The following is a 22,426-nucleotide window of genomic DNA, read 5'->3' as shown; positions in this document are numbered from 1 at the left end:
TGGATGATTTGAGGAGGGTCATTGATGGGATTATCTTCTAAAACACGTTTGCGTGTTCGTTATGCTGAAACCGATCAAATGGGTATTGTTTATCATTCGAATTATCTTATTTGGTTCGAGGTGGGAAGGTCAGAACTCTTTCGGGAAATAGGCCTTCCCTATACGAAGTTCGAAGAACAAGGTTTAGGCTTGGCAGTCGTAGAAGCTAGCTGCCGTTACCGTAAGCCAACTCATTATGATGATGAACTTGTGATTGTTACCGAAATAGATAAAATATCATCGCGTTCTGTTAGTTTTTCTTATCTCGTCTATCGTGATGAAACCCTGTTAGCAGAAGGGAAAACAGTGCATGTGTTTATTAATAAAGAAGGTCGTATGGCTGACGTACATAGATACCCAATTTGGTCACTTTTGCAACCCGTTAGTAGTGATCTAATCCCTTAGTCGGAGAAGGTATAATAAATCTATTGTATTCCTTCTTTTGTTATGGTATTATGTATACATAATACAGATGGGGAGGGATTCTATGTTTCTTGTAACGTGGATCGAAGGAGAAGAAGTTAATTATCGGCTCGTAAAGAAGCAGGAACTTTCGTCACTGATGGCTACCCTTGGGCAACATGCAATCATTCAGAAATTCGCATCTTAATGAAACGGTCATTTCTAGATCGTATGCTCGTTAGATTTTCTAAAATATATAAAATGCTTATCGAAGATGATGAGCATTTTTTTTATACGTTTAGCAGGATTATCCTAGTTTTACCCGAATTATAATTAGGTCGCATTGTCTTGTAGGAGGTGTTTTAATGTCCTTCAAAATTATTGTGGACAGTGCATCCGATATACCCATTCACCTTGCAACCACCGCAGGTATAGTCACTGTTCCTATGGCTGTTAACATAAATGGGAAGACCTATTTAGAAGGGTTTGAATTAACAACTAAAGATTTCTATGCCCAATTTAAAAACTTTAGAGAATTGCCGAAAACATCACAACCCAATCCGAAAATTCTTTTGGAACATTATGAGAGAATCTTGTCCGAGGGGCATGAAGTAGTGGCGATTCATCTTTCTTCCAAGTTAAGTTCGACGTTTTCGACGGCTCAACTGTTACGTGAAATGACCTCTGCTCCAGATCGGGTGTATATTATTGATAGCTTGGGAGCATCATTTGGATATGGTTTGCTTGCGCTGAATGCGCAGGAAATCCTAAAAAATAAGGCATCTTGGGCTGAAGTGGAACCCAAACTATTTGAAATTCGCAAAAACATGCGTTATGTTTTTGCGCTAGATACACTAGAACATCTCGTAAAGGGTGGAAGAGTGAGCAAAACAACAGGATTTTTTGGTGGACTACTCGATATTAAACCCGTCTTGCATATTACCCCAGATGGTAAAATTGAACCTTTTGCCAAAGTTCGATCCCGACGAGCAGCAATTCGCAAATTAGTAGAAGTAATGGCTCGAGAAATAGCTCATCCCGAACAGCAAATTTTGGGGATTTCTCATTCTGCATGTTTAGATGATGCCCAGATTTTAGTAGATGAAATTCGACAACGCTTCACGGTAAAGGATATCTGGATTAGTGAAATTGGGTGTGTCGTCGGAAGTCATACTGGACCTGGAACACTTGCACTATTTTATCAGGTATGAACACGACAGAATAAGAGGTGTACTTCATTGAAATTCATCACTGCTTTTCTTCTTGCAATTTTCATGATGGTTAGTGTTACTTCTACTGCGTTCGCTGAAGACGCTACTCTTGTAAAATTACCTCAAGTTCACGGAGAAGGTGCCTATTTGATCGATGTAAAGTCGGGGCAAACTCTTTTTATGAAAAATCCTGATAAGCCACTGGCTCCTGCAAGTACCACAAAAATTATGACGGGGCTTTTGGCTATTGAACGTGGTAATTTGAATGAAACTGTTACAGCAAGTACAACAATGCTTAATAATAAACTTGTATATGGTACGCAAATTTATCTAGCGCCCGGTGAAAAGTTGCTATTAAAGGATCTTCTCTATGCATTACTATTAAACTCTGCCAACGATGCCGCAGTCGATATTGCGGAATATATAGGAAGTGATTTGCCAAACTTCGTTGATATGATGAATCAACGTGCTTTGGAAATTGGAGCGACAGAGACCCATTTTCAAAATCCAAGTGGCTTAACAGAGTCTGGGCATGTCACAACAGCACATGATCTCGCGCTAATAGCCAGGGTCGCTTATCAGAATCCTGTTTTTGCACAGTACGTACGTACGAAATCTCAGGCCATATCTCGATCAAAAGCCGATCTTCCGATACAAATGGTTAATGAAAATAAATTGTTATGGAGAGACTCTGCAGTAGATGGTATTAAGACTGGTTATACAGCAGCTGCGCAGAACTGTCTTGTCGCATCGGTAACAAAGGATGGCCGCCAGCTTATTGGCGTGATCCTTAAATCCCCAGGTCGTGAAATCTACACAGACATGCAGGATATGTTTGAATATGGTTTTACTCAATATAAGCAAACGATATTAAAACCTACAGGCTCTGTCATTTCCACAGCGATGGTGAATAACGAACCAATGAATCTCATCATCGATCGTCCAATTTATATAACGACGAAACTCAATGAACAAAGTCCTACACTGGATTTACGCGTAATACCTACTTACACCAGTGCTCTTACTTCAGTAGAAGAAGGACAAGTTCTTGCCAATGTCGAGGTTTTGAATAAAGGCACACTGTTAAACACGTTACCCTTAAAATCCTCACGATCAATTTCTGCGCCAACCAAGCAAGTAAAAACACATTCATATCTGCCCTGGGTTATTGGAATAATTATTATGGGTATCATTTTACCACTCTTCATTTGGAACAAAAGATATTCTGATTTCCAAAGATGCAAGCAAAGACGGTTTACCCGAAGAAGGGAGTCATCCAATTAGTGAATCAAGTAACCAAAACATTTATGAATCGAAGTTTAAAGTTCATAGCCTTCTGGGTTATAACAGGAGGGCTTATTTATCTTATTGGACACTTTATCCATTTATTCTTGCCCTTTATTCTGGCATTTATCTTGACCGTAACTATTAGTCCTTTAAGGAACTTTCTGGCTCAAAAGGTTCGCCTCCCACATGTAGCTGCAGTTTTAACGGCCATGATTATTGAAATCGGAGGATTAGGCGTTATTATAACGCTACTGATTATACGATTAGTTCGAGAAGTTCAGGATATTTATATACACTGGCCCTATTATAATCAATTATTACAACACTTTTTTATGCATTGGATCACCAAAGTGGAAGTTTATTATTTAAAACTTCCTGGAAATAATCTTGACGCACTTAATAATACTGTGAAAGAATTCATCAATAATATTCCTGCCGTACTTGCAAGTGTTTTATCGTTAGCCGCTAAGATCCCCGAAATCATTATTGTGATTGTAATTGCCCTAGTTGCAACGTTTTTTATGTCGATAGCCTCAAAACGATACCTCAGTGAATTTTCGCATATTTTTCCTCTGGAATGGCGTGAGGACCTCAGCGAATTAGGTCGTGATTTTTCTCGAGCCTTTGCAGGTTTTGTTCGGGCAGAATTTATAGTTTTTCTGATTACACTGTTTCTGTCCATAATGGGATTAATTATTTTCCATGCCAAATATGCGATTGCAGTAGGAACTATCACTGGAATTTTTGGAATACTCCCAGTTTTAGGGGTAGGTATTATTCTTTTTCCTTGGGCTATTTTAGCCTTTTTAAGCGGTCATACTCTGTTTGCTGTAGAACTATTACTACTTACAACGGTTATCACTATTTTGAGGCACATCATTGAGCCTAAAATTCTTGGAGATAATGTAGGACTTGATCCGCTTTTCGTTCTCGTGAGTATGTACATTGGCCTGGCCTCAACTGGTGTAATCGGATTAATCTTAGGGCCTTTTGTGCTTATTGCTTATCAAGCTTTAAAAAAGGCTGGGGTGTTCCGTAATCTTTAAAGGGTTTCATTACAAGAAAACCACAGCATTGCAAATCGCCAATGGGCTTTTGTTTTGGCTTTTCATCATTGTTTACATTATAATGAGTTTAGAAATATTAAGGTCACGATTTAGGAGCTGACTTTTGGTGGAAAAGAACAAGAAAGTTGTTACACTAGCTTATGGTTGCCAGATGTCTGAACGGGATGCAGAAACATTGACAGACATCACCAGACAAAAAGGCTACACAAGTTCAGATGAACTTGAAAATGCAGACTTAGTTATCATTAACACTTGTTGCGTAAGAGAAAGCGCAGAAAATAAGATAATGGGTAAAATCGGTGAACTTAAGAAACTGAAAGAAAGAAATCCAAACCTTAAAATTGCTATTAGTGGCTGCATGGTTCAACAACCAGGTGCTTTAGAACGACTGCAGAAACGTGCACCTCACGTAGATATTTGGGCTGGAACGCATAATTTACACAACTTTTCAGCTCTTCTTCAGCAAGTCGATCAGGGAGGAAAAGCTGCAGAAGTTTGGCAAGAACCTAATATAACCGAAGAATCTACCCCTCTTGCCGAGAAGGGAAAGTTGAAAGCGAACGTTAATATCATGTACGGTTGCGATAATTTCTGCTCTTATTGCATTGTTCCACATGTGCGCGGCAGAGAACGCAGCCGTAAGCCCGAAGAAATTATTCAAGAAATAGAAGATCTTGTAAAAAGAGGGTGTCGAGAAGTAACTTTACTCGGACAGAATGTAAACTCTTACGGGAAGGAATTTTCTCCAGCCTATGACTTTGCGGATTTGTTACAAAAGGTAGATCAAATTCCCCTTCTTTTGCGGGTGCGTTTTATTACGTCTCACCCCAAGGATCTATCGGATAAGTTGATCAATACGATTGCTGAGGGGCAGAAGCTTTGTGAGCATTTCCATCTCCCTATTCAATCAGGAAGTAATTTTATTTTACAGCGTATGAATCGGAAATACACTAGGGAATACTATTTGAGTCGAGTTCGGAAAATTCGTGAACTCCTTCCGCACGCTAGCTTAACGACAGATATTATTGTTGGATTTCCCGGTGAATCAGATGAGGATTTTGAGCAAACCCTAGCTATAATGGACACAGTTCATTATGGGCAAGCATTCACCTTTATGTATTCTAAGCGTTCGGGTACGCCTGCAGCTGAAATGAATAGTCAGATTCCTCTTGATGTCAAGAAACGTCGGTTACAAAGGTTAATGAGTGTACAAAACCAAAACAGTTTGAAATGGCGGCAAAGTATGATTGGAAAAATCTACGAGGTGCTCGTCGAGGGGCTCAGTAGAACAAATTCTGAGCGTCTAACAGGACGAACTCGTGGAAACGAACTTGTAGTATTTAGTGGTGATTCGGAGATTATAGGTTCATTAGTTAACGTTCGGATCCATGAAGCAGGATCATGGACTTTAGTCGGTGACATTGAAAATCTTTAAATGTAGAATTTGTTTTAACTTAATATTTAATGCAGGAATTAAGCAGCCTAATGTAGAATGTATTATGCGGAGGTGTAACAATGACAAATGAGATTTTAGAAAATGCCCGATTATTAGCTGATGCCATTGCCCGAAGCCCCGAACTAGCTGAATTACACAGCATGGAAGATGCAATGTCTGCTGACGTTTCAGCCCAATTATTGATTGCAGAATTACAGAAAGCTCAAGAACGCTTTATGGAAATGCAACAAAGCGATCAAGAACTTTCTGAAGCAGATAAAAATGCGGTCGATGAAATCGAAACCAAAGTGGAAGCGAATCCTTCTATTGCAGCCTACATGAATGCCCAAGACAAATTCACGCAAATGTTAGATAGTGTTAACTCTATTTTAGCAGGAGCGATCGCTGGTTCTGATAACGGTTGTTCGTGTTCGGATGACAGTTGTTCTAGCGGTGGGTGTGGTAGTAGTGGTGGCTGTGGTTGTGGCGGACACTAATCCAAGACAACTACAAAAATCAATCATGAAAAGGGGAGGGCTAATTCTGTAGCTCTTCCCTTTTAGGATTATTTAGATAACTTAATTATTCTATTTTGGAAATAATTCTCAAAAGGGGAGGATACTAGGCATGACCACCCCGATGATGCAACAATATCAAGGGATTAAAGCAAAAGCATCCGATGCTATTCTTTTTTATCGGCTTGGCGATTTTTATGAAATGTTTGGGGAAGATGCAGAGGTTGCAGCACCTGTTTTGCAAATTGCATTGACTGGTCGTGATGCTGGGGGAGGGAAACGCATCGCTATGTGCGGCGTCCCTTATCATGCTTTAGATAACTATTTGTCGAAGTTGGTCAATGCAGGCCATAAGGTCGCGATTTGTGAACAAGTGGAAGATGCTAAAAATGCTAAGGGAATTGTGAAACGCGATATTATTCGTATCGTTTCTCCAGGTACACTCATCGAATCTGTCTCTGAACGTACCAACCATTATTTAGCTAGTGTGTACCATGACGAACACTGGGGACTTGCCTTTCTTGATTTATCCACTGGCGAATTTACTATTTTCGAAACCCCAGATATCGCGGTACTCCAGGCGGAACTTTCCAGGATTAATCCAGCCGAGCTTCTATTGCCTCCCGAACTTGTGAAAAAACCTAAGTCCTGGATAGGTTATTATTGTAGCATGCGCGATCGAAAGACCTTTTGCGGTCAGGACTTGCAGAATCGATTTGGAAAGTTAGAGGTATTGCAAGAATTTCCAGTGGCTGCCCAGGCTGCAAACTCTTTATGGACCTATATACTGGAAACAATGCCTGGCGTTGATCCGACTCATATCATCGAGATAAAAACGTTTCGTTCCGAACACTGGATGTTCCTCGATCAGTGGACCCGTCGTAACCTCGAACTCACGGAATCCCTGCGAGATCAAGGAAAAAAAGGAACACTACTTTCTGTACTGGATTTAACACAGACTGCTTTCGGTGGAAGGCTTTTAAAGAACTGGATTGATAAGCCCTTGCTTATGCAAGATGAAATAGAGAGGCGTCTTAACGCTGTCGAAGAACTGACATCTGACTCATTTCTTCGCAAAGACTTGTCTAAGCTTCTTTCCGAAGTATATGATTTGGAGCGCCTAATGGGAAAGGTGTCTTATGGGACTGCAAATGCCAAAGACATATTATCCTTGGCGCAAACTTTGGCTCTACTGCCTGAAATCCGAACACTCCTTTCGTCTAGCTCAGCAGAAACTCTTAGAATCATGGCTCCCCATCTGGAAGGACTCGACACGTTCGCTAATAAACTGCAGAAGGCAATTAATCCTACTCCCGCTCTATCACTGCGAGATGGCAATATTATTCATACTGGATATTCTCAAGAAGTGGATGAATTGCGCTCCATTTCAACTGGTGGTAAAGAATGGGTTGCCAAGCTTGAGAATGCTGAACGCGAACGTTCCGGAATTCGTTCTTTGAAGATAGGATATAACAAAGTTTTTGGTTACTATATTGAAATCACCCATGCGAATGCGCATCTAATTCCTACTGACTACCAACGCAAGCAGACTCTATCTAATGCTGAACGCTTTATTACCCCAGAACTGAAAGAATACGAACAAAAAATCATGGGGGCAGAAGAAAAACTCAAAGAACTAGAGTATGAACTATTCTTGACCCTGCGAGAAGATGTCCGTACTTATTCTGGAGTTGTTTTGCATATAGCGCAGGTACTAGCCGAAATCGATGTCTTTGTCAGTTTAGCAGAAGTCGCTGTTCGTTACCACTATATCCGCCCTCAGATTCAAATAGACGGGCAGATTCTTATTACAGAAGGTCGACATCCTGTTGTAGAACAAATGCTCGAACCTGGTGTGTTCGTTCCCAATGATACGTCGATCTCAGATAGTCACCAGTTAGCTCTCATCACAGGGCCTAATATGGCAGGTAAATCAACCTATATGCGACAGGTGGCCTTAATTGTTCTCATGGCACATATAGGGTCCTTTGTACCTGCTAAGAAGGCAACCATCACTCTGGTCGACCGAATTTTTACTCGTGTGGGTGCTTCCGATGATTTATCTGCTGGACAAAGTACTTTTATGGTTGAGATGCAAGAGGTAGCACACATTCTGAAATACGCTACAGGGAAGAGCCTAATCATTTTAGATGAAATCGGACGGGGGACTGCAACATTTGATGGACTTAGTATTGCATGGGCAGTCACAGAATATCTAGTTCAGCATCCTGAGTTCAATCCTAAGACCCTTTTTGCTACGCATTATCATGAGCTGACGCAATTACAAGACGAATTCCCTAGGCTTTTTAACCTTCATGTTGGTGTAAAGGAACGGGGGGACGACATCGTTTTTTTACACAAGATACTACCCGGTCGGGCGGACCGCAGTTATGGTATTCAAGTAGCGCGCCTAGCTGGTCTTCCCCAAGAACTTCTTCAACGAGCTAAAATCCTACTCTTGGAATTAGAATCTTCCGAACCAGTGCATTCTGCGGAAAATCCGGCTAAGGTTGTTTCTCAATTGGCACTCTTTGATGTTCCGCATACTCACCCGATTTTGCAAGAAATTACTCAACTAGTCCTAGAGGACATGACTGCGCGTCAAGCCCTTCAATATCTATTTGATTTGCAAGAGCGTATTCAGGCTATAGAATCTATATAGTTCCAAAAGTCCAAAAGCCCAGAAGGAGGGGAGTAACCATGCCTAATCAAGTAGGGATCGATGTGGGCGGTACTTATACTGACGCCGTGTTTATTCAGAATGGAAAAATCCAAAATACAGCAAAAGTACCCACTCGGGCTGAAAATTTGGTAGAAACCCTATTAGATGCTTTTGATGCGTTAAAAATTACAAATGTACCTTCGATCAACAACGTTACTGTGAGTACCACATTAGTAACCAATGCAATTCTTCAAGACCGAATTTCTCCTGTGTCATTACTTCTTTTTTCTGGAAATGGGATGAGTATTGATGCACTACCATGGCCACTCAGTTATCTTGAACTCTCCGGGGAAATAGATTTCAGGGGGAGAGAGATTGAACCTCCTGATCTCAGAGAATGGGAAAAACTTCAGACATCAGATTTTAGTGAGAATCTGGTTCATGTCGCTATAGTCGGTAAATTCTCCCACAGAAACTGTCTTCATGAGGAACAACTTGCTGCCTACCTGAGGAATCTTTATCCTTCTATACATGTAGCTTTGGGACATGAGTGGGGGCAAGCAAATTTTTTCCGACGTAGCATGACGACGTATCTTAATTTAGGTGTTTCAGATATGTATACTAACTTTTCCGAGCAGTTACAAACAGCGTTAAGTGCACGGAAAATACATGCCCCAGTTTCTATTTTAAAGGCGGATGGAGGAACCTTACCACTTGCCAAAATACGGCCCATTGATTCAATTTACTCAGGGCCAGCCGCAAGCGTACTTGCAGGTTTAGCTCAAAGTGATCCTAAGGATTCTTCTATCATAATTGACATTGGTGGAACTACGACAGATTTAGGACTCGTTCTTTCTGGTAACCCGTTACTAAGCACTAAAGGGGCGCAAATTGGACCTTTTTCGACCCTTGTGCGATCACTTTCAGTCCGTTCTATTCCAGTGGGAGGGGACTCCGTCATTCGTGCCACAGATCAGGGTTTTTTTCTCGAAAGTTACCGACTTGGTCCAGCTTATTGCTTAGGTGGCAATGTACCGACTCCGACGGATGCAATGCGTTATCTCGGTCTTATTGACTATGGGAACGAACGGTTGGCTGAAGAAGGCCTTGCTTCAATCTTGCCTACTGAGAGGCGAACACCAAAGTATTTGCGGGAACTTGCTACAGCTATTATTGACAGGGTGGTCGATCGGATTGCAGATGCTGTTGATTCTCTTAAACATGAGTGGGAGGAAGAGCCAGCTTATAAGGTCTGGGAGGTTCTCCATCCTCATGAAACTAAAGCGTTTTACACGGTGGTCAGTGGTGGAGGTGCTCGTGGTCTTATAACAGCCTTGGGGAAACGCCTAAACAATCCTGTTCAACTAGGACTTTTTTCTGAAGTTTCGAATGCCCTAGGTGCCGCTATGGCCAGACCCACCTTTGATTGCACCCTTCATCTTGATACATATATGAAATATTATCGCGTAGCTGAGACAGGCGAACAAGGGAAATGGACCGGATCTCTTCGACCCCATCGGGAAGTAGAGAACTTTATAAATACCCTTGCTCAGAAGCAAGCTAAACAATATGAGGTTGCGATTTATGACTTGGAAAAAGAGCCCTTTGATTTTTTTCCTATTGTTCAAGATTATAGAACTGTAGGTCAAATTGTTCGTGGGGCCGTTCATTTAAGGCCTGGTGTCATCGGGAGGGTACATGTATGAGACATACTGGAATTTTGTTTTTTCCAGCCTTTGACTGGTCACTTGGTGAATCACATCCTGAACGAGAAGAACGTCTTCTTTATACTCAAGAGCAATTGTTTGAAGAAGGGATTCTTGACTTACCCCGGATAAAACAGTTTTCTCCTCGTATTGCTTCGATACATGAGGGGTTACGAGCCCAAGCCTTATTCCCAACCCCTCAGTTCCATCTAGAAGCGTTAGATGCGCACCTCATTGCAGCTGGGAGTGCTATTTTACTAGGTGAAGCAAGAGTCCGCGGTGACATTGCCAATGGTTTTGTACTAGCACGTCCCCCTGGACATCATTCTGGGGCGACGGTTTGGGGAAATCGGGGGTTCTGTACGCTAAATAACGAAGCAATTCTTGTGAACCACTTAAGGGCTCATTTCGGGATTAAGAAGATCGCAATTGTTGACACCGATGTTCATCATGGTGATGGAACACAAGATATCTTTTATCACGATCCAAATGTTCTTTTCATCTCCCTCCATCAAGATGGGCGAACACTTTATCCTGGGAGTGGTTTTGTTAATGAAAAAGGGGGGCCAAATGCATGGGGTCAGACCTTAAACATTCCGCTTCCGCCCGGAACTGGAGATGAAGGGTACCACTATGTCCTAGAAAACTGGGTGCTTCCGCGTTTGCAAGTCTTTGCACCTGATTTGATTATTAATTCTGCGGGACAAGATAATCATTTTACAGACCCACTGGCCTCAATGAATCTTACTGCGGGCGGATATGGGCGGATCACAGAGCTTCTTCAACCAGATTTAGCAGTTCTAGAAGGTGGATATTCCATCGAGGGAGCATTGCCTTATGTTAACTTGGCAATATTGCTTGCTCTCGCAGGAGAGGACTATTATCATGTTCGTGAACCGCAGAAACTAGATCGTTCCGTACTGACTCTGTCGAGCATTAAACCTTATATTGAAGGATTGAAAAATCAACACCAAACGATTAATCCTCATTGGACAATCCAGAATAAATACTTTTTCCCTAAAGGGGATTGGATATATATTCCTCATTCCGTATATTATGACACGGAGGGGTTCCAAGAAATACGACACGATTACATCCGACAATGTAGTTATTGTGGTGGTACTGTCTATATAGAGAGTAGTCGCTCTTCTTTTCCTGGTAAGTCGATATTAGTTCGTATTCCGTTCATGGCCTGCTCAGAGTGTGAGCAAGCAGGTTACGAACTTTGGGATCATCTTCAACATCAGCGTGAAGATGCCGACTATGGTTTACTACAGAACCAGCTTCACGATAAACAAGATTTATGGCAGAGGAAGGAAGGATTGAGATAGTGACACCGGGGATTCATATCCTGGATTCGCACTCGGCAAACCAAATTGCCGCTGGAGAAGTCGTTGAACGCCCTGCCTCTGTTGTCAAGGAGTTGGTTGAAAACGCCTTAGATGCTGGGGCAAAACACATTGATATAACCATCGAAGGGAATGGTGTTCAGTTAATTCGGGTGCGAGATGATGGTTGTGGGATCGGAGTTTCAGATTTAACTTTAGCAGTGATACGTCATGCAACGAGTAAAATAAGCCGGATTGAGGATCTTGATCATCTAAGAACACTCGGTTTTAGGGGGGAAGCTCTACCGAGTATTGCTTCGGTCTCGCAAATGGAAATATCTTCACGTACTGCGGATGAAGTGGCCGGATTGTGCCTGACAATTGACGGTGGAAAACAAGGGGAATGTAAGGAAGTCGGGTGCCCCGTTGGGACATCTGTGACGGTAAGAAATCTATTCTTTAACACTCCAGCACGATTAAAATTTCTAAAATCCACCGCGACGGAATTTGGTTTAATAAGTGATACTATAGGACGAATCGCACTTGCGCATCCTGACATCGCGTTTTCCTTGACTCATCCACATCAAGTCATTTTGCAAACGTCTGGGCGCGGTGATTTACGTGAGACTATCGGCGCGATTCTCGGTCATACTATCGCTCGACAACTTATTCAGATATGCGTACAGTACGAAGAGTGGAATTTAGAAGGCTTTATCAGTCCACCAGATCTGGTTCGTTCTTCGAAGCAAGCCCAAAGTTTTATGATTAATGGACGTATTATCCGTTCTTCATTTTTAAGCAGAGCACTAGAGGAAGGCTATCATACCTTAGTTCCGGTTAAGCTTCACCCTGTAGCAGTTCTCCATTTGCATGTTCCACCCTCTGATTATGATGTGAATGTACATCCCACAAAAATGAATGTCAGATTTAAAAATGAAAAGGACTTAAGTTCTTTTATTAGTAAGGCAGTCTATCAAGCTCTAATTAATAGTAAACCTTTACCCTCATTTCAAACCAGACAGACGCCTGAATCTTCTCATAAATCAAAGACTTCCTTTTCGCCACAAACTCTTCCAATCGAAGTATCTGCTCTTACGTCGAAATCCAAGGCATCGTTGCAAATCCTCGAGACAATAGCTTCATCCCCAGTAGTGAAAACTCAGTATGAATTGACCTATCAACCCAACGAAACCCTCAATCGACCGAAATTTTTTGAACGTACACATGAAGAGATTAGAATGCCCGAGGGTAATTCCTCGATCCAAATAATGCATGAAACTCAAGAACGTTCTACTACCCAAGTTAATCCGCAAATCCAAGATATTTTACCCCGCATCTGGCCTTTAGCTCAGCTTTTCAACACCTATATCTTAGCGACTGACGGTGAAATACTTCTTGTGATTGACCAACATGCCGCTCATGAACGGATTAACTATGAACGATTGTTAATAGAGTTTAAATTAGCTGAACACCCCAGTCAGGCTCTTCTAATACCAATTCCTATAGAATTAACATTACAAGAAGAACAAGTTCTTTTAGAACATTTATGGGTTCTCACTGAAATGGGATTCATACTGGAGCAGTTTGGTTCACAAACATACTTATTACGCGGCGTCCCAGTTCAAACTGGAACTTTTCAAGCAGACAGATTACTTCGTCAATTTATAGAGGAAATCCTACAAAAGAATACAACACCTACTTTAGATAAATTGTTAGAGGAATGGATTTATCTGTTAGCGTGCAAAGAATCCATAAAAGCGCAAGATTCACTTTCCTTACTGGAAATGGAACAACTGATTGCGAGACTTGGCCAGACCACTAATCCCTATACATGTCCACATGGACGCCCAACAATGGTTAAAATGACTCGTTCGGAATTTGAAAAACGTTTTTATCGCGCATAATCTACAAGTTTGTGTGTAATGTTTTGCGGACAGACTACTTTGGAGAACAGATTGCAATTTGTATAACAAGCAAAAAACCGGAGGCTCTATGTTTGATAAAATTCCCATCCTTCTCAAAACAACTCATTCTGATACAGAACTTTTAAAAAGACTCGAGTGGTTCCTCGAACAACCTGGATGCACCTGGATCTTAACTCAGAGTGGAGAAGAAAAACTACCAGAACTTACAATTTCACGTAGAGGTGTTTGCTTAAGTATTGGTAGTGAAAGACTATCTTTTCATCCGAGCATGGCTCTAATTCGACTAATTAATCTCCAGCGTGGTGGAACTGACCGCTATCTTGAAGCCACTCAGTTAAATGCCGGAGACTCATTAATTGATGCGACTCTGGGTTTAGGAACTGATGCGCTTATTGGGGCTTGGGCTGTAGGAAATATGGGAAGTGTCCTAGCGCTGGAACAATCCCCGGTTTTGGCCGCATTGGTTCGTGATGGTCTGAATCATTTCTCTGAGATCATTCACAATCCGAAAAATGTGGATAAGCAGAACTCCTGGGCTGCCTTGGTGGAAGCTTCTCGGCAAATTCAAGTACATTGGGGAGACCACGGTAAGATCTTAGCCAATATCCCTTCAAATTCTGTTGATGTTGTATACTTTGACCCTATGTTTCGCCATACTCTTGAACAATCCGGCTCAATCCAACCCTTGCACCAATGGTCTGATCATAGTCCCTTACATCACGAAGCAGTTATAGAAGCTTGTCGAATTGCTCGGCACAGAGTTGTGCTCAAAGAGCGCAAAAACAGTACTGAGTTTCGACGTCTGGGGTTTGAAACATTACTCGGAGGTCGGTATAGTCCTATCGATTATGGCGTGATTTTAGTTTAATGGAGGATGGTTTGGTGTATCCACTGATAATAATTATCGGTCCAACAGGCGTTGGCAAGTCTTCCTTGGGGATAGAATTGGCACGAGAAATCGGGGGAGAAATCATTTCAGGAGATTCCGTTCAAGTCTATCAGAAACTTGATATTGGATCGGCAAAGCCAACTGCCGAAGAACTTAAACTTGTTCCACATCACTGTATTGATTTCTTGGATCCCGCAGAGCCTTTTACCGCAGCTCAGTTTAAGTTAACGGCGACTTCATTAATCAGGGAGATTAGGAGTCGTGGGCATTTTCCAATTGTTGTTGGCGGAACAGGATTATATATTCGGTCTTTACTTGATCCTTATGACTTCTCCCAGCATGGCTCTGAGGAAATCCGTTCCAAATGGAAGGAATATGTTGTCTTATACGGCAATTTATCACTACATGAGGAACTGCAAAAACTTGACCCTGAAACAGCTCGTCAATTACATCCTAATGATGTTTTTCGGATTATCAGGGCCCTTGAAGTATTGGAATTAACGGGTGAAACATTATCCAGCCAGCGTCAGTTTCGAGATAACGAATATCAGCCGCTTGATCCATCTATCGTCTATATTGGGCTTACAGCTCCACGTGAAGTAATATACGAACGGATTAATCAACGCTGCGTAGCGATGCTTTCCCAGGGTTTAATAGAAGAAACACTGTCACTTTTAAAGAGTGGTTATGATTCGACCTTAAAGCCGTTACAAAGCATTGGCTATCGCCATGCTCACTGGTACATTAAAGGACTTATAACTCAACCAGAAATGTTACGTTTGCTCCAAAGGGATACACGTCATTTCGCAAAACGTCAACTGACCTGGTTTCGACGTGATCCTCGGGTAAGATGGTACGATATCGAGACCGAACCATACGAAATTCTCAATTCGATTATCGAGACTTGCAGAGCCTACCAAACTCGTGTAGAATAGTAAAGAAGAAAAATAAGGTGATGGAGGGAAATTTATGAATAAATCGCCCATCAATTTACAAGATACCTTTTTGAATCAGGTTCGCAAGGAAAACCTACCTGTGACTATTTATTTGGTTAACGGGTTTCAACTTAAGGGACTTATCAAGGGGTTTGATAATTTTACGGTAGTCATTGAATTTGAAGGAAGACAGCAAATGGTTTATAAACATGCAATTTCAACTGTTATGCCGATACGTCCAATTAACTTAGTGGCCCTGAGTGCAGAGTCGAATAATTAAACAAGTCCAGTCAATAACACCAAAAAAATGATAGTTCTCAGAAAGATATTCCTACTACCATCGATGTTATTTGGGAATATAAGTTAAAACAGTGTTTTCTAGAGTAGAACTAAGTACGATATTTAATCGGACTTAGTTCTTTTACTTGAATTCATAACTTAACTATGATATCTTAAAACTATATGCTTTTATCTTAGTGAAAGAAAGGAACTCAACCCAACTATGGAAACTCGAAATTTAAGAAACATTGCAATTATCGCTCACGTCGATCATGGAAAAACAACGCTTGTTGATGCCATGTTAAAACAGAGTGGAACTTTCCGATCTAACCAACAAGTTGTTGAACGCGTTATGGATTCCAATGATTTAGAGCGTGAACGTGGAATTACCATTCTATCAAAAAACACCGCCGTTCAATGGCAAGGGACAAAAATTAATATTATTGACACCCCAGGGCATGCTGACTTTGGTGGTGAAGTCGAACGTGTCTTACAAATGGTAAATGGGGTACTCCTTATTGTCGATTCTTTTGAGGGGCCGATGCCTCAAACACGTTTTGTACTGCGGAAAGCCTTAGAACTTAAGCTTGTTCCTATTGTCGTAATTAATAAGATTGACCGCCCCGATGCTCGACCAGCTGAAGTGGTAGATGAAGTCTTAGATCTTTTTATCGAACTTGGAGCAGAAGATGATCAGTTGGACTTTCCAGTTGTATATGCTTCCGCGCGTGCAGGAACTGCTGGGCTCTCAGCAGACACACTAGCAGACTCTTTAGTGCCACTCTTCTCTGTAATCTTGGAGCACATTCCTGCCCCTGTCGTTGACCTAGAAGCGCCTTTCCAGATGCTCGTTACCACTCTGGACTATGATGATTATGTTGGCAAAATCGTAGTTGGTCGAATTGTTCGAGGGACGATTCATACGAACGAAAATGTTACCTTAATCAAGCGTGATGAAAGTATTGAACGAACTAAAGTAGGGAAAGTAATGATTTACGACGGACTGAAACGTCAAGACGTTCTCGAAGCATCGGCCGGAGAAATTGTTGCACTTACAGGATTAAGCAGTGCTAATATCGGAGAGACTGTAGCTTGTGCACTATCTCCTGAGGCATTACCAACCATTGAAGTGGATGAGCCGACCTTGTCCATGAATTTTATGGTTAATAATAGTCCCTTTGCCGGACGCGAGGGGCATTTCGTAACTTCTCGTAAGATACGCGAGCGTCTTTGGAAAGAAGTCGAAACCAATGTCAGCCTAAGGGTAGAAGAAACAGACTCGGCCGATTGTTTTCAAGTATCGGGTAGAGGGGAACTTCACCTATCTATTTTGATTGAAAACATGCGTAGGGAAGGGTTTGAGCTTCAAGTTTCTAAACCCGAAGTTATTTATAAAACGATTGACGGCGTTAAATGCGAACCGATCGAGTTTTTGACCTGTGATCTTCATGAAAATGCACTAGGAGCCATCATGGAACTTCTCGGAAAGCGCAAAGCGGAAATGTCTAATATGACAAACCTTTCCGAAACACAACTTCGCCTGGAATTTAAAATTCCGGCTCGGGGCCTCATCGGCTTCCGTGGGGATTTCTTATCCCAAACACGCGGTGAAGGATTAATGAGTCACGTTTTCCTAGGTTATGAACCTTATAAAGGGGATATTCCCGGCCGAAATCGTGGAGCACTCATAGCCTTTGAAGAGGGAGAAACAAATGCTTACGGCCTTTATTCTGCTCAAGAACGAGGTAACTTGTTTGTCGACCCAGGTCTTCATGTATATGCAGGTATGATTGTTGGAGAGAATAAGCGTGAGCAAGATATTGAAGTTAACGTTTGCAAGAAAAAGCAGCTCACCAATATGCGTACTAGTTCGGCCGATGAAGCGTTACGCCTTGACAAGCCAAGAGAGTTTTCCTTGGAGCAATCACTAGAATTCATTAATGACGATGAGTTGGTCGAAATTACCCCAAAAAGTGTCCGTCTCCGTAAGAAATTCTTAGATCACCAGTCACGCGTACGTTATTCAAAGACCTTAACAGGGAAATAATAACAACCGCTTTCTAGGACACCTTTTGTCCTTACTTGCGTATAGTAGTAAGGATGGGAGGTGCCTGTACTTATGACAATACGTGTAACATTTAGACCGGACAATCACCTACCTCCGGTCATTCAATCTCCCTTACCAAATGAGCCAGCACATATTATTACTACGCAAGAACCGACGGGGATAGGGCGAGTCCGCAAGAGTAATTCTTCCCCCCTTGAAAAAGACAAAGATAAACTTGCGGAAATCCTTGATGAGTTAGAAGCATTCATAGGATTAGTAACTGTTAAACTCCTCATCCGCGAATTGCTTGCTTTTGTAGAAATTCAAAAGCGACGTACTCGAGAAAAACTAATAGCAGAGCCAATGGTTCTTCATATGATCTTTCGGGGGAACCCAGGAACCGGTAAAACAACAGTGGCACGTTTAGTCGGGCGACTGTTTAAAGAATTGGGAGTTCTTCAGAAAGGTCATGTGATTGAATGTGAGCGAGCAGATCTTGTCGGCGAGTATATAGGACATACCGCACAGAAGACAAGAGAACAACTAAAAAAGGCGTTAGGTGGGGTTCTGTTTATTGATGAAGCCTATTCGTTAGCCCGTGGAGGAGAGAAGGATTTTGGCAAAGAAGCTATAGATGCCTTAGTTAAGGCGATGGAGGACAATAAGGAGAATCTCGTGCTCATCTTAGCTGGATATCGTCAAGAAATGGAATGGTTCTTGCAATCCAATCCTGGGCTTCGCTCCCGTTTCCCTATACATATTGACTTTCCAGATTACACGCTTGATGAATTGTTGTCTATCGGGAATTCAATGCTGAAGTCTCGACAATATGAGCTAACTCCAGAGGGGATGGAGGCCCTTCGCTCTCACCTACAAAGTTTGCTTAATAGCCAACCTTATGCTGGAAATGCTCGGCTTGTCCGTAACCTTGTAGAAAAAACTGTGCGAAGACAGGCAGTTCGGCTGTTTCAAAAGTCAAGCTCTAGTCGTGAAGAACTAATACAGATTTTACCTGTAGATATCAATCTGGAAGATTTATAACCTTATTTTTTGGTTATTTTAATAAAAGGAAATCTTAGAATAAGAGGTTATGGTATGGACATAGATATTTCGGGAGATTTGTCTGGGATTCGTGCAAGCCAGATACAAGAACTTAAAAATCTTTCAGAGATAAATACTGAACGTTCAGAACTTATCCATGAGGAGATTCTTGCAGAGCTAATGCGCCTTACGGAACTTTGGAATCGAGAGATTGCCGTATATATAACTCGTCCTGGCACACTTATAGCAGCCTCAGTTGGTCGTCATGCGACTGTAGCCCTTCCGCCAATTAAGGGAAGGTCCCAAGGGAAGCATTTGCGTTGTATTCATACGCACCCTAATGGGGAATTTCGTTTAAGCCCTTTAGATCTGAGTGCATTGGCTTCACTTGAACTCGAAAGCATGGCTTCTATCGGAGTTCGTGATGGAAATTTCACTGGTCTTCAAATAGCCTATCGTTCCGGAGAAAGTGACCCTTTTATTGTTAATTTGGATTCCGATCATTGGAAAACGTTTGACTATCGTGATTCGCTTTCAAACGTTTCGCAGGGTTTGAGTTTGACAATCACAAAGACTGCATCGGGCAAGGAACGTGCATTCCTAATCGCACTGGAAGATAGTGACCAAGGAAGTAATGAAGATTTGACGGAACTGAGAGAATTAGCTCGCTCGGCAGGTGTGGACGTAGTCGGACAACTTGCCCAGCTACGTCGTTATGGTCAGTCCCGTAGCTACCTAGGAAGTGGCAAACTCGAAGAACTAAGTCATCGTTTACAAGAAACTGAAGCCAATGTCGTAATTTGTGATGATGAGCTATCTACAACACAATTACGGACTTTAGAAACTGAAACCGGAGTCAAAGTATTAGATCGTACTGGCTTGATCCTAGATATATTCGCACAGCGGGCTCAGTCACGCGAAGGTAAGCTTCAAGTCGAATTAGCACAGCTCAAACATCTGTTACCTTACTTGACAGGTCAGGGACAAGCTCTTTCCCGCTTGGGTGGAGGAGTTGGATCACGTGGTCCCGGAGAAACGAAACTGGAGCTTGACCGGCGGCGAATGAGGGACCGCATTAACCAGCTGGAGAAAGAATTGAAACTTGTCTTACAGCATCGCGAGGTTCAACGTCGTCAAAGAACGAAAAGTGGCCTACCTACAATAGCTTTAGTGGGTTATACGAATGCTGGTAAAACAACTTTTATGAAAGCAGCGATGGAACAAGCTGGAAGTCAATCCGACATACCAATTGGTGAAAATAAATTATTTGCTACATTAGATCCTATTGTCCGTTCAATTAGAGTTAACTCTTCCTTGGAAGTGCTGTTGAGCGACACTGTTGGTTTTATACGAAAATTACCCACTCAATTACTTCGGGCATTTCTAGCGACGTTAGAAGAAGTCCAACAAGCGGATGTTTTATTACATATTGTTGATGCGAGCCATCCACAAGCATTTCAACATGCGGAGACCGTCCACGAAGTGCTAACGCAATTAAAAAGTAATGATAAACCCACCATTACTTTGCTTAATAAGGTTGATCTAGTCATGGATGAAGTCGATCTAAACATCCTAGCTCAACAGCTTCCTCATCCAATTCAGTTGTCTCTCAAACGCGGGGATTCTTTAAAACCAGTATGGAAACTAATGAGCTCCTTAGTGACTTAACTCTATTTGTGATGTTCCCTTTGTAAGGAGGAAATTTTTTTGTATTCAAATCCCGAATGGCCGAGTTTAATTCGCGAAGCGATAGACAAAGCAGAAGAAACACTTTTACAACGACTTCCTGCATTGCAAAAAACAGCAACTCGAAACCACGAAAAGGTCTTAAATGCCTTTCAGGAAGAACGAGTATCCTCATATCATTTACAGGGAACAACGGGTTATGGCCTGGGTGATTCAGGTCGTGAAGTCCTCGACCGCGTGGTTGCCCGAATTTTGGGTTCCCAAGCCGCCCTTGTGCGTGGTCAGTTTGTTTCAGGTACCCACGCTATCGCTGCTGCGTTATTTGGTGTTTTAAGACCAGGAGATCATGTTATTTCTGTCAGCGGGACCCCTTACGATACGCTGGATGAAGTTATCGGACTACGGGGAAAAGGGCAAGGGAGCCTTATGGATTTTGGCATATCCTATGATGCCATTCCTCTGGATTCCCAGGGTAAACTACAATATGCTCTTTTGAGCGAGACAATAACAAATAAAACTCGAATGCTGATTGTTCAGCGTTCATGTGGATATGCTTGGCGAAACTCTCTAACAATATCCCAGCTTAAGGAACTCGTAGATTTTACACGAACAAACTATCCTCAATTAATCATTTTCGTAGATAATTGCTACGGAGAATTGGTCGAAACGCTGGAACCGGGTGATATCGGCGCGGATTTGATGGCCGGATCGTTAATAAAAAATCTGGGGGGAAGTTTAGCTCCAACTGGCGGATATGTTGCGGGTCGCTCTGATTTGGTTAAACTTGCAGCCCAGCGCTTGACAGCACCAGGAATCGGCGAGCATGTGGGAGCAACCTTGGAATGGCAGCGGCTTTTTTATCAGGGGTTATTCTTTAGCCCGCTAACTGTTTCGGAATCCATAAAAGGTGCGGTATTTTCCGCAGCATTTTGGCGAGCGTTAGGATTCGAAGTACATCCTGAACCCGAGGCACCCAGAACAGACCTAATTCAAGCCGTAAAACTGGGATCGAGGGAAAAGATGATAGCGTTCTGCCAGGGACTTCAAAAAGGCTCGCCAATCGATTCTCATGTTTTACCCATACCGTCTGGAATGCCAGGATATGAAGACGAGGTCATCATGTCTGGTGGAACATTTATTCAAGGAGCAACCAGCGAATTTTCAGCAGATGGGCCTCTTCGGGAACCCTATATTGTCTATCAGCAAGGTGGCATTTCGCATATGTATGTGAAGATAGGTAACATTTTAGCAGCACTGAATTTATGGAAGCAGGGACTTCTAAGCTAAAATATATATCTGTGTTTGGAACTTCTTGAATTTATTTAAATGCTAATCACAGTCTTCCTTTCAAAGATTCACCGTACTGTGGTATTATAAAGGCTAGAAAGGGGTGGATTATGAAAGATTCTGAGTCACCGAAAAGTACAATGCGATTCGTCCTAGAATTAATAGAAATAGTTCTAATTGCATTTGCGCTTTCTTGGGTATTGCGAACGTATGTTATTGAGGCCCGTAAAATACCCACTGGTTCGATGCTTCCGACCATTCAACTCGAAGACCGTGTCATAGTGGATAAGTTATTTTTCAAACATTTCGACCACATTAGTCCTGGAGATATCATTGTCTTCCATCCGCCACCGAGTGCCCATTCGACGGAGGACTTTATAAAACGGGTTGTCGGCTTACCAGGTGATAAAATTGAGATACGCAATCACAAAACTTATGTGAATGGTCAACCACTCTATGAACCCTATGTAGTAGATCAGTCGAAAAATGACTTTGGCCCGATCGTCGTTCCTAATAACTCGGTATTTGTTATGGGAGACAATCGTAATAATAGTGCTGACTCAAGAGAATGGGGATTTTTACCAATAGAAAACATCACTGGGCGAACTCTCTTTCGCTATTGGCCTCTTAATCAAATAGGTGCTCTTGCTCGATAGGTGGGAGCCTTTTTTCTTTTTCAGGCATA

The 22,426-nt window shown here is 42.1% G+C and carries 19 protein-coding genes; all 19 read left to right on the top strand.

The window, feature by feature from the left end:
* Window positions 1-24 precede the first annotated feature (24 nt).
* Complete coding sequence (locus E4K68_RS18200) at window positions 25-444, top strand: thioesterase family protein (RefSeq protein ID WP_135380334.1); 420 nt, start codon at window positions 25-27, stop codon at window positions 442-444.
* 82 nt (window positions 445-526) lie between these two features.
* Window positions 527-649, top strand: a complete 123-nt coding sequence (locus E4K68_RS21530; RefSeq protein WP_282433011.1) for a hypothetical protein — start codon at window positions 527-529, stop codon at window positions 647-649.
* A gap of 157 nt (window positions 650-806) precedes the next feature.
* On the top strand, window positions 807-1,652 hold the full coding sequence (locus tag E4K68_RS18195) for a DegV family protein (RefSeq protein ID WP_135380333.1): 846 nt from the start codon (window positions 807-809) through the stop codon (window positions 1,650-1,652).
* Between the two features lie 27 nt (window positions 1,653-1,679).
* The gene (locus E4K68_RS18190; RefSeq protein ID WP_243450443.1) at window positions 1,680-2,936 is read left to right on the top strand and encodes a D-alanyl-D-alanine carboxypeptidase family protein; all 1,257 of its coding nucleotides are present in this window, start codon (window positions 1,680-1,682) and stop codon (window positions 2,934-2,936) included.
* Entirely contained in the window at window positions 2,936-3,985 is a 1,050-nt protein-coding gene (gene ytvI / locus E4K68_RS18185) for a sporulation integral membrane protein YtvI (RefSeq protein ID WP_135380332.1), read from the top strand. Before E4K68_RS18190 ends, ytvI begins: the two co-directional genes overlap by 1 nt.
* A gap of 127 nt (window positions 3,986-4,112) precedes the next feature.
* Window positions 4,113-5,441: a tRNA (N6-isopentenyl adenosine(37)-C2)-methylthiotransferase MiaB gene (gene miaB / locus E4K68_RS18180; protein ID WP_135380331.1), complete on the top strand. Its 1,329-nt coding sequence runs from the start codon at window positions 4,113-4,115 to the stop codon at window positions 5,439-5,441.
* A gap of 80 nt (window positions 5,442-5,521) precedes the next feature.
* Window positions 5,522-5,938 carry a YlbF family regulator gene (locus E4K68_RS18175; protein WP_135380330.1) on the top strand — a complete coding sequence of 139 codons (417 nt, stop codon included), beginning with the start codon at window positions 5,522-5,524 and terminating at the stop codon, window positions 5,936-5,938.
* A gap of 130 nt (window positions 5,939-6,068) precedes the next feature.
* Window positions 6,069-8,618, top strand: coding sequence for a DNA mismatch repair protein MutS (gene mutS, locus E4K68_RS18170; protein ID WP_135380329.1), 2,550 nt, complete (start codon window positions 6,069-6,071; stop codon window positions 8,616-8,618).
* Window positions 8,619-8,656: 38 nt separating this feature from the next.
* Window positions 8,657-10,324: a hydantoinase/oxoprolinase family protein gene (locus E4K68_RS18165; RefSeq protein WP_135380328.1), complete on the top strand. Its 1,668-nt coding sequence runs from the start codon at window positions 8,657-8,659 to the stop codon at window positions 10,322-10,324.
* Window positions 10,321-11,655, top strand: coding sequence for a histone deacetylase (locus E4K68_RS18160; protein ID WP_135380327.1), 1,335 nt, complete (start codon window positions 10,321-10,323; stop codon window positions 11,653-11,655). Before E4K68_RS18165 ends, E4K68_RS18160 begins: the two co-directional genes overlap by 4 nt.
* Window positions 11,628-13,556, top strand: a complete 1,929-nt coding sequence (gene mutL / locus E4K68_RS18155) for a DNA mismatch repair endonuclease MutL (RefSeq protein ID WP_135380326.1) — start codon at window positions 11,628-11,630, stop codon at window positions 13,554-13,556. The genes E4K68_RS18160 and mutL overlap by 28 nt, the downstream gene beginning before the upstream one ends.
* An 88-nt stretch (window positions 13,557-13,644) precedes the next feature.
* Complete coding sequence (locus tag E4K68_RS18150) at window positions 13,645-14,445, top strand: class I SAM-dependent methyltransferase (protein WP_135380325.1); 801 nt, start codon at window positions 13,645-13,647, stop codon at window positions 14,443-14,445.
* Window positions 14,446-14,459: 14 nt separating this feature from the next.
* Window positions 14,460-15,401 (top strand): tRNA (adenosine(37)-N6)-dimethylallyltransferase MiaA, encoded by a 942-nt coding sequence (gene miaA / locus E4K68_RS18145; RefSeq protein WP_135380324.1) that lies wholly within the window; start codon window positions 14,460-14,462, stop codon window positions 15,399-15,401.
* Between the two features lie 34 nt (window positions 15,402-15,435).
* Window positions 15,436-15,681, top strand: a complete 246-nt coding sequence (gene hfq, locus E4K68_RS18140; RefSeq protein ID WP_135380323.1) for an RNA chaperone Hfq — start codon at window positions 15,436-15,438, stop codon at window positions 15,679-15,681.
* Window positions 15,682-15,903: 222 nt separating this feature from the next.
* Window positions 15,904-17,727, top strand: a complete 1,824-nt coding sequence (gene typA, locus E4K68_RS18135; protein WP_135380322.1) for a translational GTPase TypA — start codon at window positions 15,904-15,906, stop codon at window positions 17,725-17,727.
* A 72-nt stretch (window positions 17,728-17,799) separates the two neighbouring features.
* Window positions 17,800-18,768 (top strand): AAA family ATPase, encoded by a 969-nt coding sequence (locus E4K68_RS18130; RefSeq protein WP_135380321.1) that lies wholly within the window; start codon window positions 17,800-17,802, stop codon window positions 18,766-18,768.
* Window positions 18,769-18,822: 54 nt separating this feature from the next.
* Window positions 18,823-20,436 (top strand): GTPase HflX, encoded by a 1,614-nt coding sequence (hflX, locus tag E4K68_RS18125; RefSeq protein WP_199241826.1) that lies wholly within the window; start codon window positions 18,823-18,825, stop codon window positions 20,434-20,436.
* A 39-nt stretch (window positions 20,437-20,475) separates the two neighbouring features.
* Window positions 20,476-21,741 carry a methionine gamma-lyase family protein gene (locus E4K68_RS18120; RefSeq protein ID WP_135380320.1) on the top strand — a complete coding sequence of 422 codons (1,266 nt, stop codon included), beginning with the start codon at window positions 20,476-20,478 and terminating at the stop codon, window positions 21,739-21,741.
* Between the two features lie 110 nt (window positions 21,742-21,851).
* Window positions 21,852-22,397, top strand: coding sequence for a signal peptidase I (lepB, locus tag E4K68_RS18115; protein ID WP_135380319.1), 546 nt, complete (start codon window positions 21,852-21,854; stop codon window positions 22,395-22,397).
* Window positions 22,398-22,426: the final 29 nt, after the last annotated feature.

Source organism: Desulfosporosinus sp. Sb-LF, assembly GCF_004766055.1.
GTDB lineage: Bacteria > Bacillota > Desulfitobacteriia > Desulfitobacteriales > Desulfitobacteriaceae > Desulfosporosinus.
This window is presented reverse-complemented; position numbering and strand designations above follow the sequence as displayed.

Coding starts and splice junctions, on each gene's coding strand:
- E4K68_RS18200 (WP_135380334.1), top strand. CDS start 25: ATGGGATTATCTTCTAAAACACGTTTGCGTGTTCGTTATGCTGAAACC.
- E4K68_RS21530 (WP_282433011.1), top strand. CDS start 527: ATGTTTCTTGTAACGTGGATCGAAGGAGAAGAAGTTAATTATCGGCTC.
- E4K68_RS18195 (WP_135380333.1), top strand. CDS start 807: ATGTCCTTCAAAATTATTGTGGACAGTGCATCCGATATACCCATTCAC.
- E4K68_RS18175 (WP_135380330.1), top strand. CDS start 5,522: ATGACAAATGAGATTTTAGAAAATGCCCGATTATTAGCTGATGCCATT.
- mutS (WP_135380329.1), top strand. CDS start 6,069: ATGACCACCCCGATGATGCAACAATATCAAGGGATTAAAGCAAAAGCA.
- E4K68_RS18165 (WP_135380328.1), top strand. CDS start 8,657: ATGCCTAATCAAGTAGGGATCGATGTGGGCGGTACTTATACTGACGCC.
- E4K68_RS18160 (WP_135380327.1), top strand. CDS start 10,321: ATGAGACATACTGGAATTTTGTTTTTTCCAGCCTTTGACTGGTCACTT.
- mutL (WP_135380326.1), top strand. CDS start 11,628: ATGGCAGAGGAAGGAAGGATTGAGATAGTGACACCGGGGATTCATATC.
- E4K68_RS18150 (WP_135380325.1), top strand. CDS start 13,645: ATGTTTGATAAAATTCCCATCCTTCTCAAAACAACTCATTCTGATACA.
- hfq (WP_135380323.1), top strand. CDS start 15,436: ATGAATAAATCGCCCATCAATTTACAAGATACCTTTTTGAATCAGGTT.
- typA (WP_135380322.1), top strand. CDS start 15,904: ATGGAAACTCGAAATTTAAGAAACATTGCAATTATCGCTCACGTCGAT.
- E4K68_RS18130 (WP_135380321.1), top strand. CDS start 17,800: ATGACAATACGTGTAACATTTAGACCGGACAATCACCTACCTCCGGTC.
- hflX (WP_199241826.1), top strand. CDS start 18,823: ATGGACATAGATATTTCGGGAGATTTGTCTGGGATTCGTGCAAGCCAG.
- lepB (WP_135380319.1), top strand. CDS start 21,852: ATGAAAGATTCTGAGTCACCGAAAAGTACAATGCGATTCGTCCTAGAA.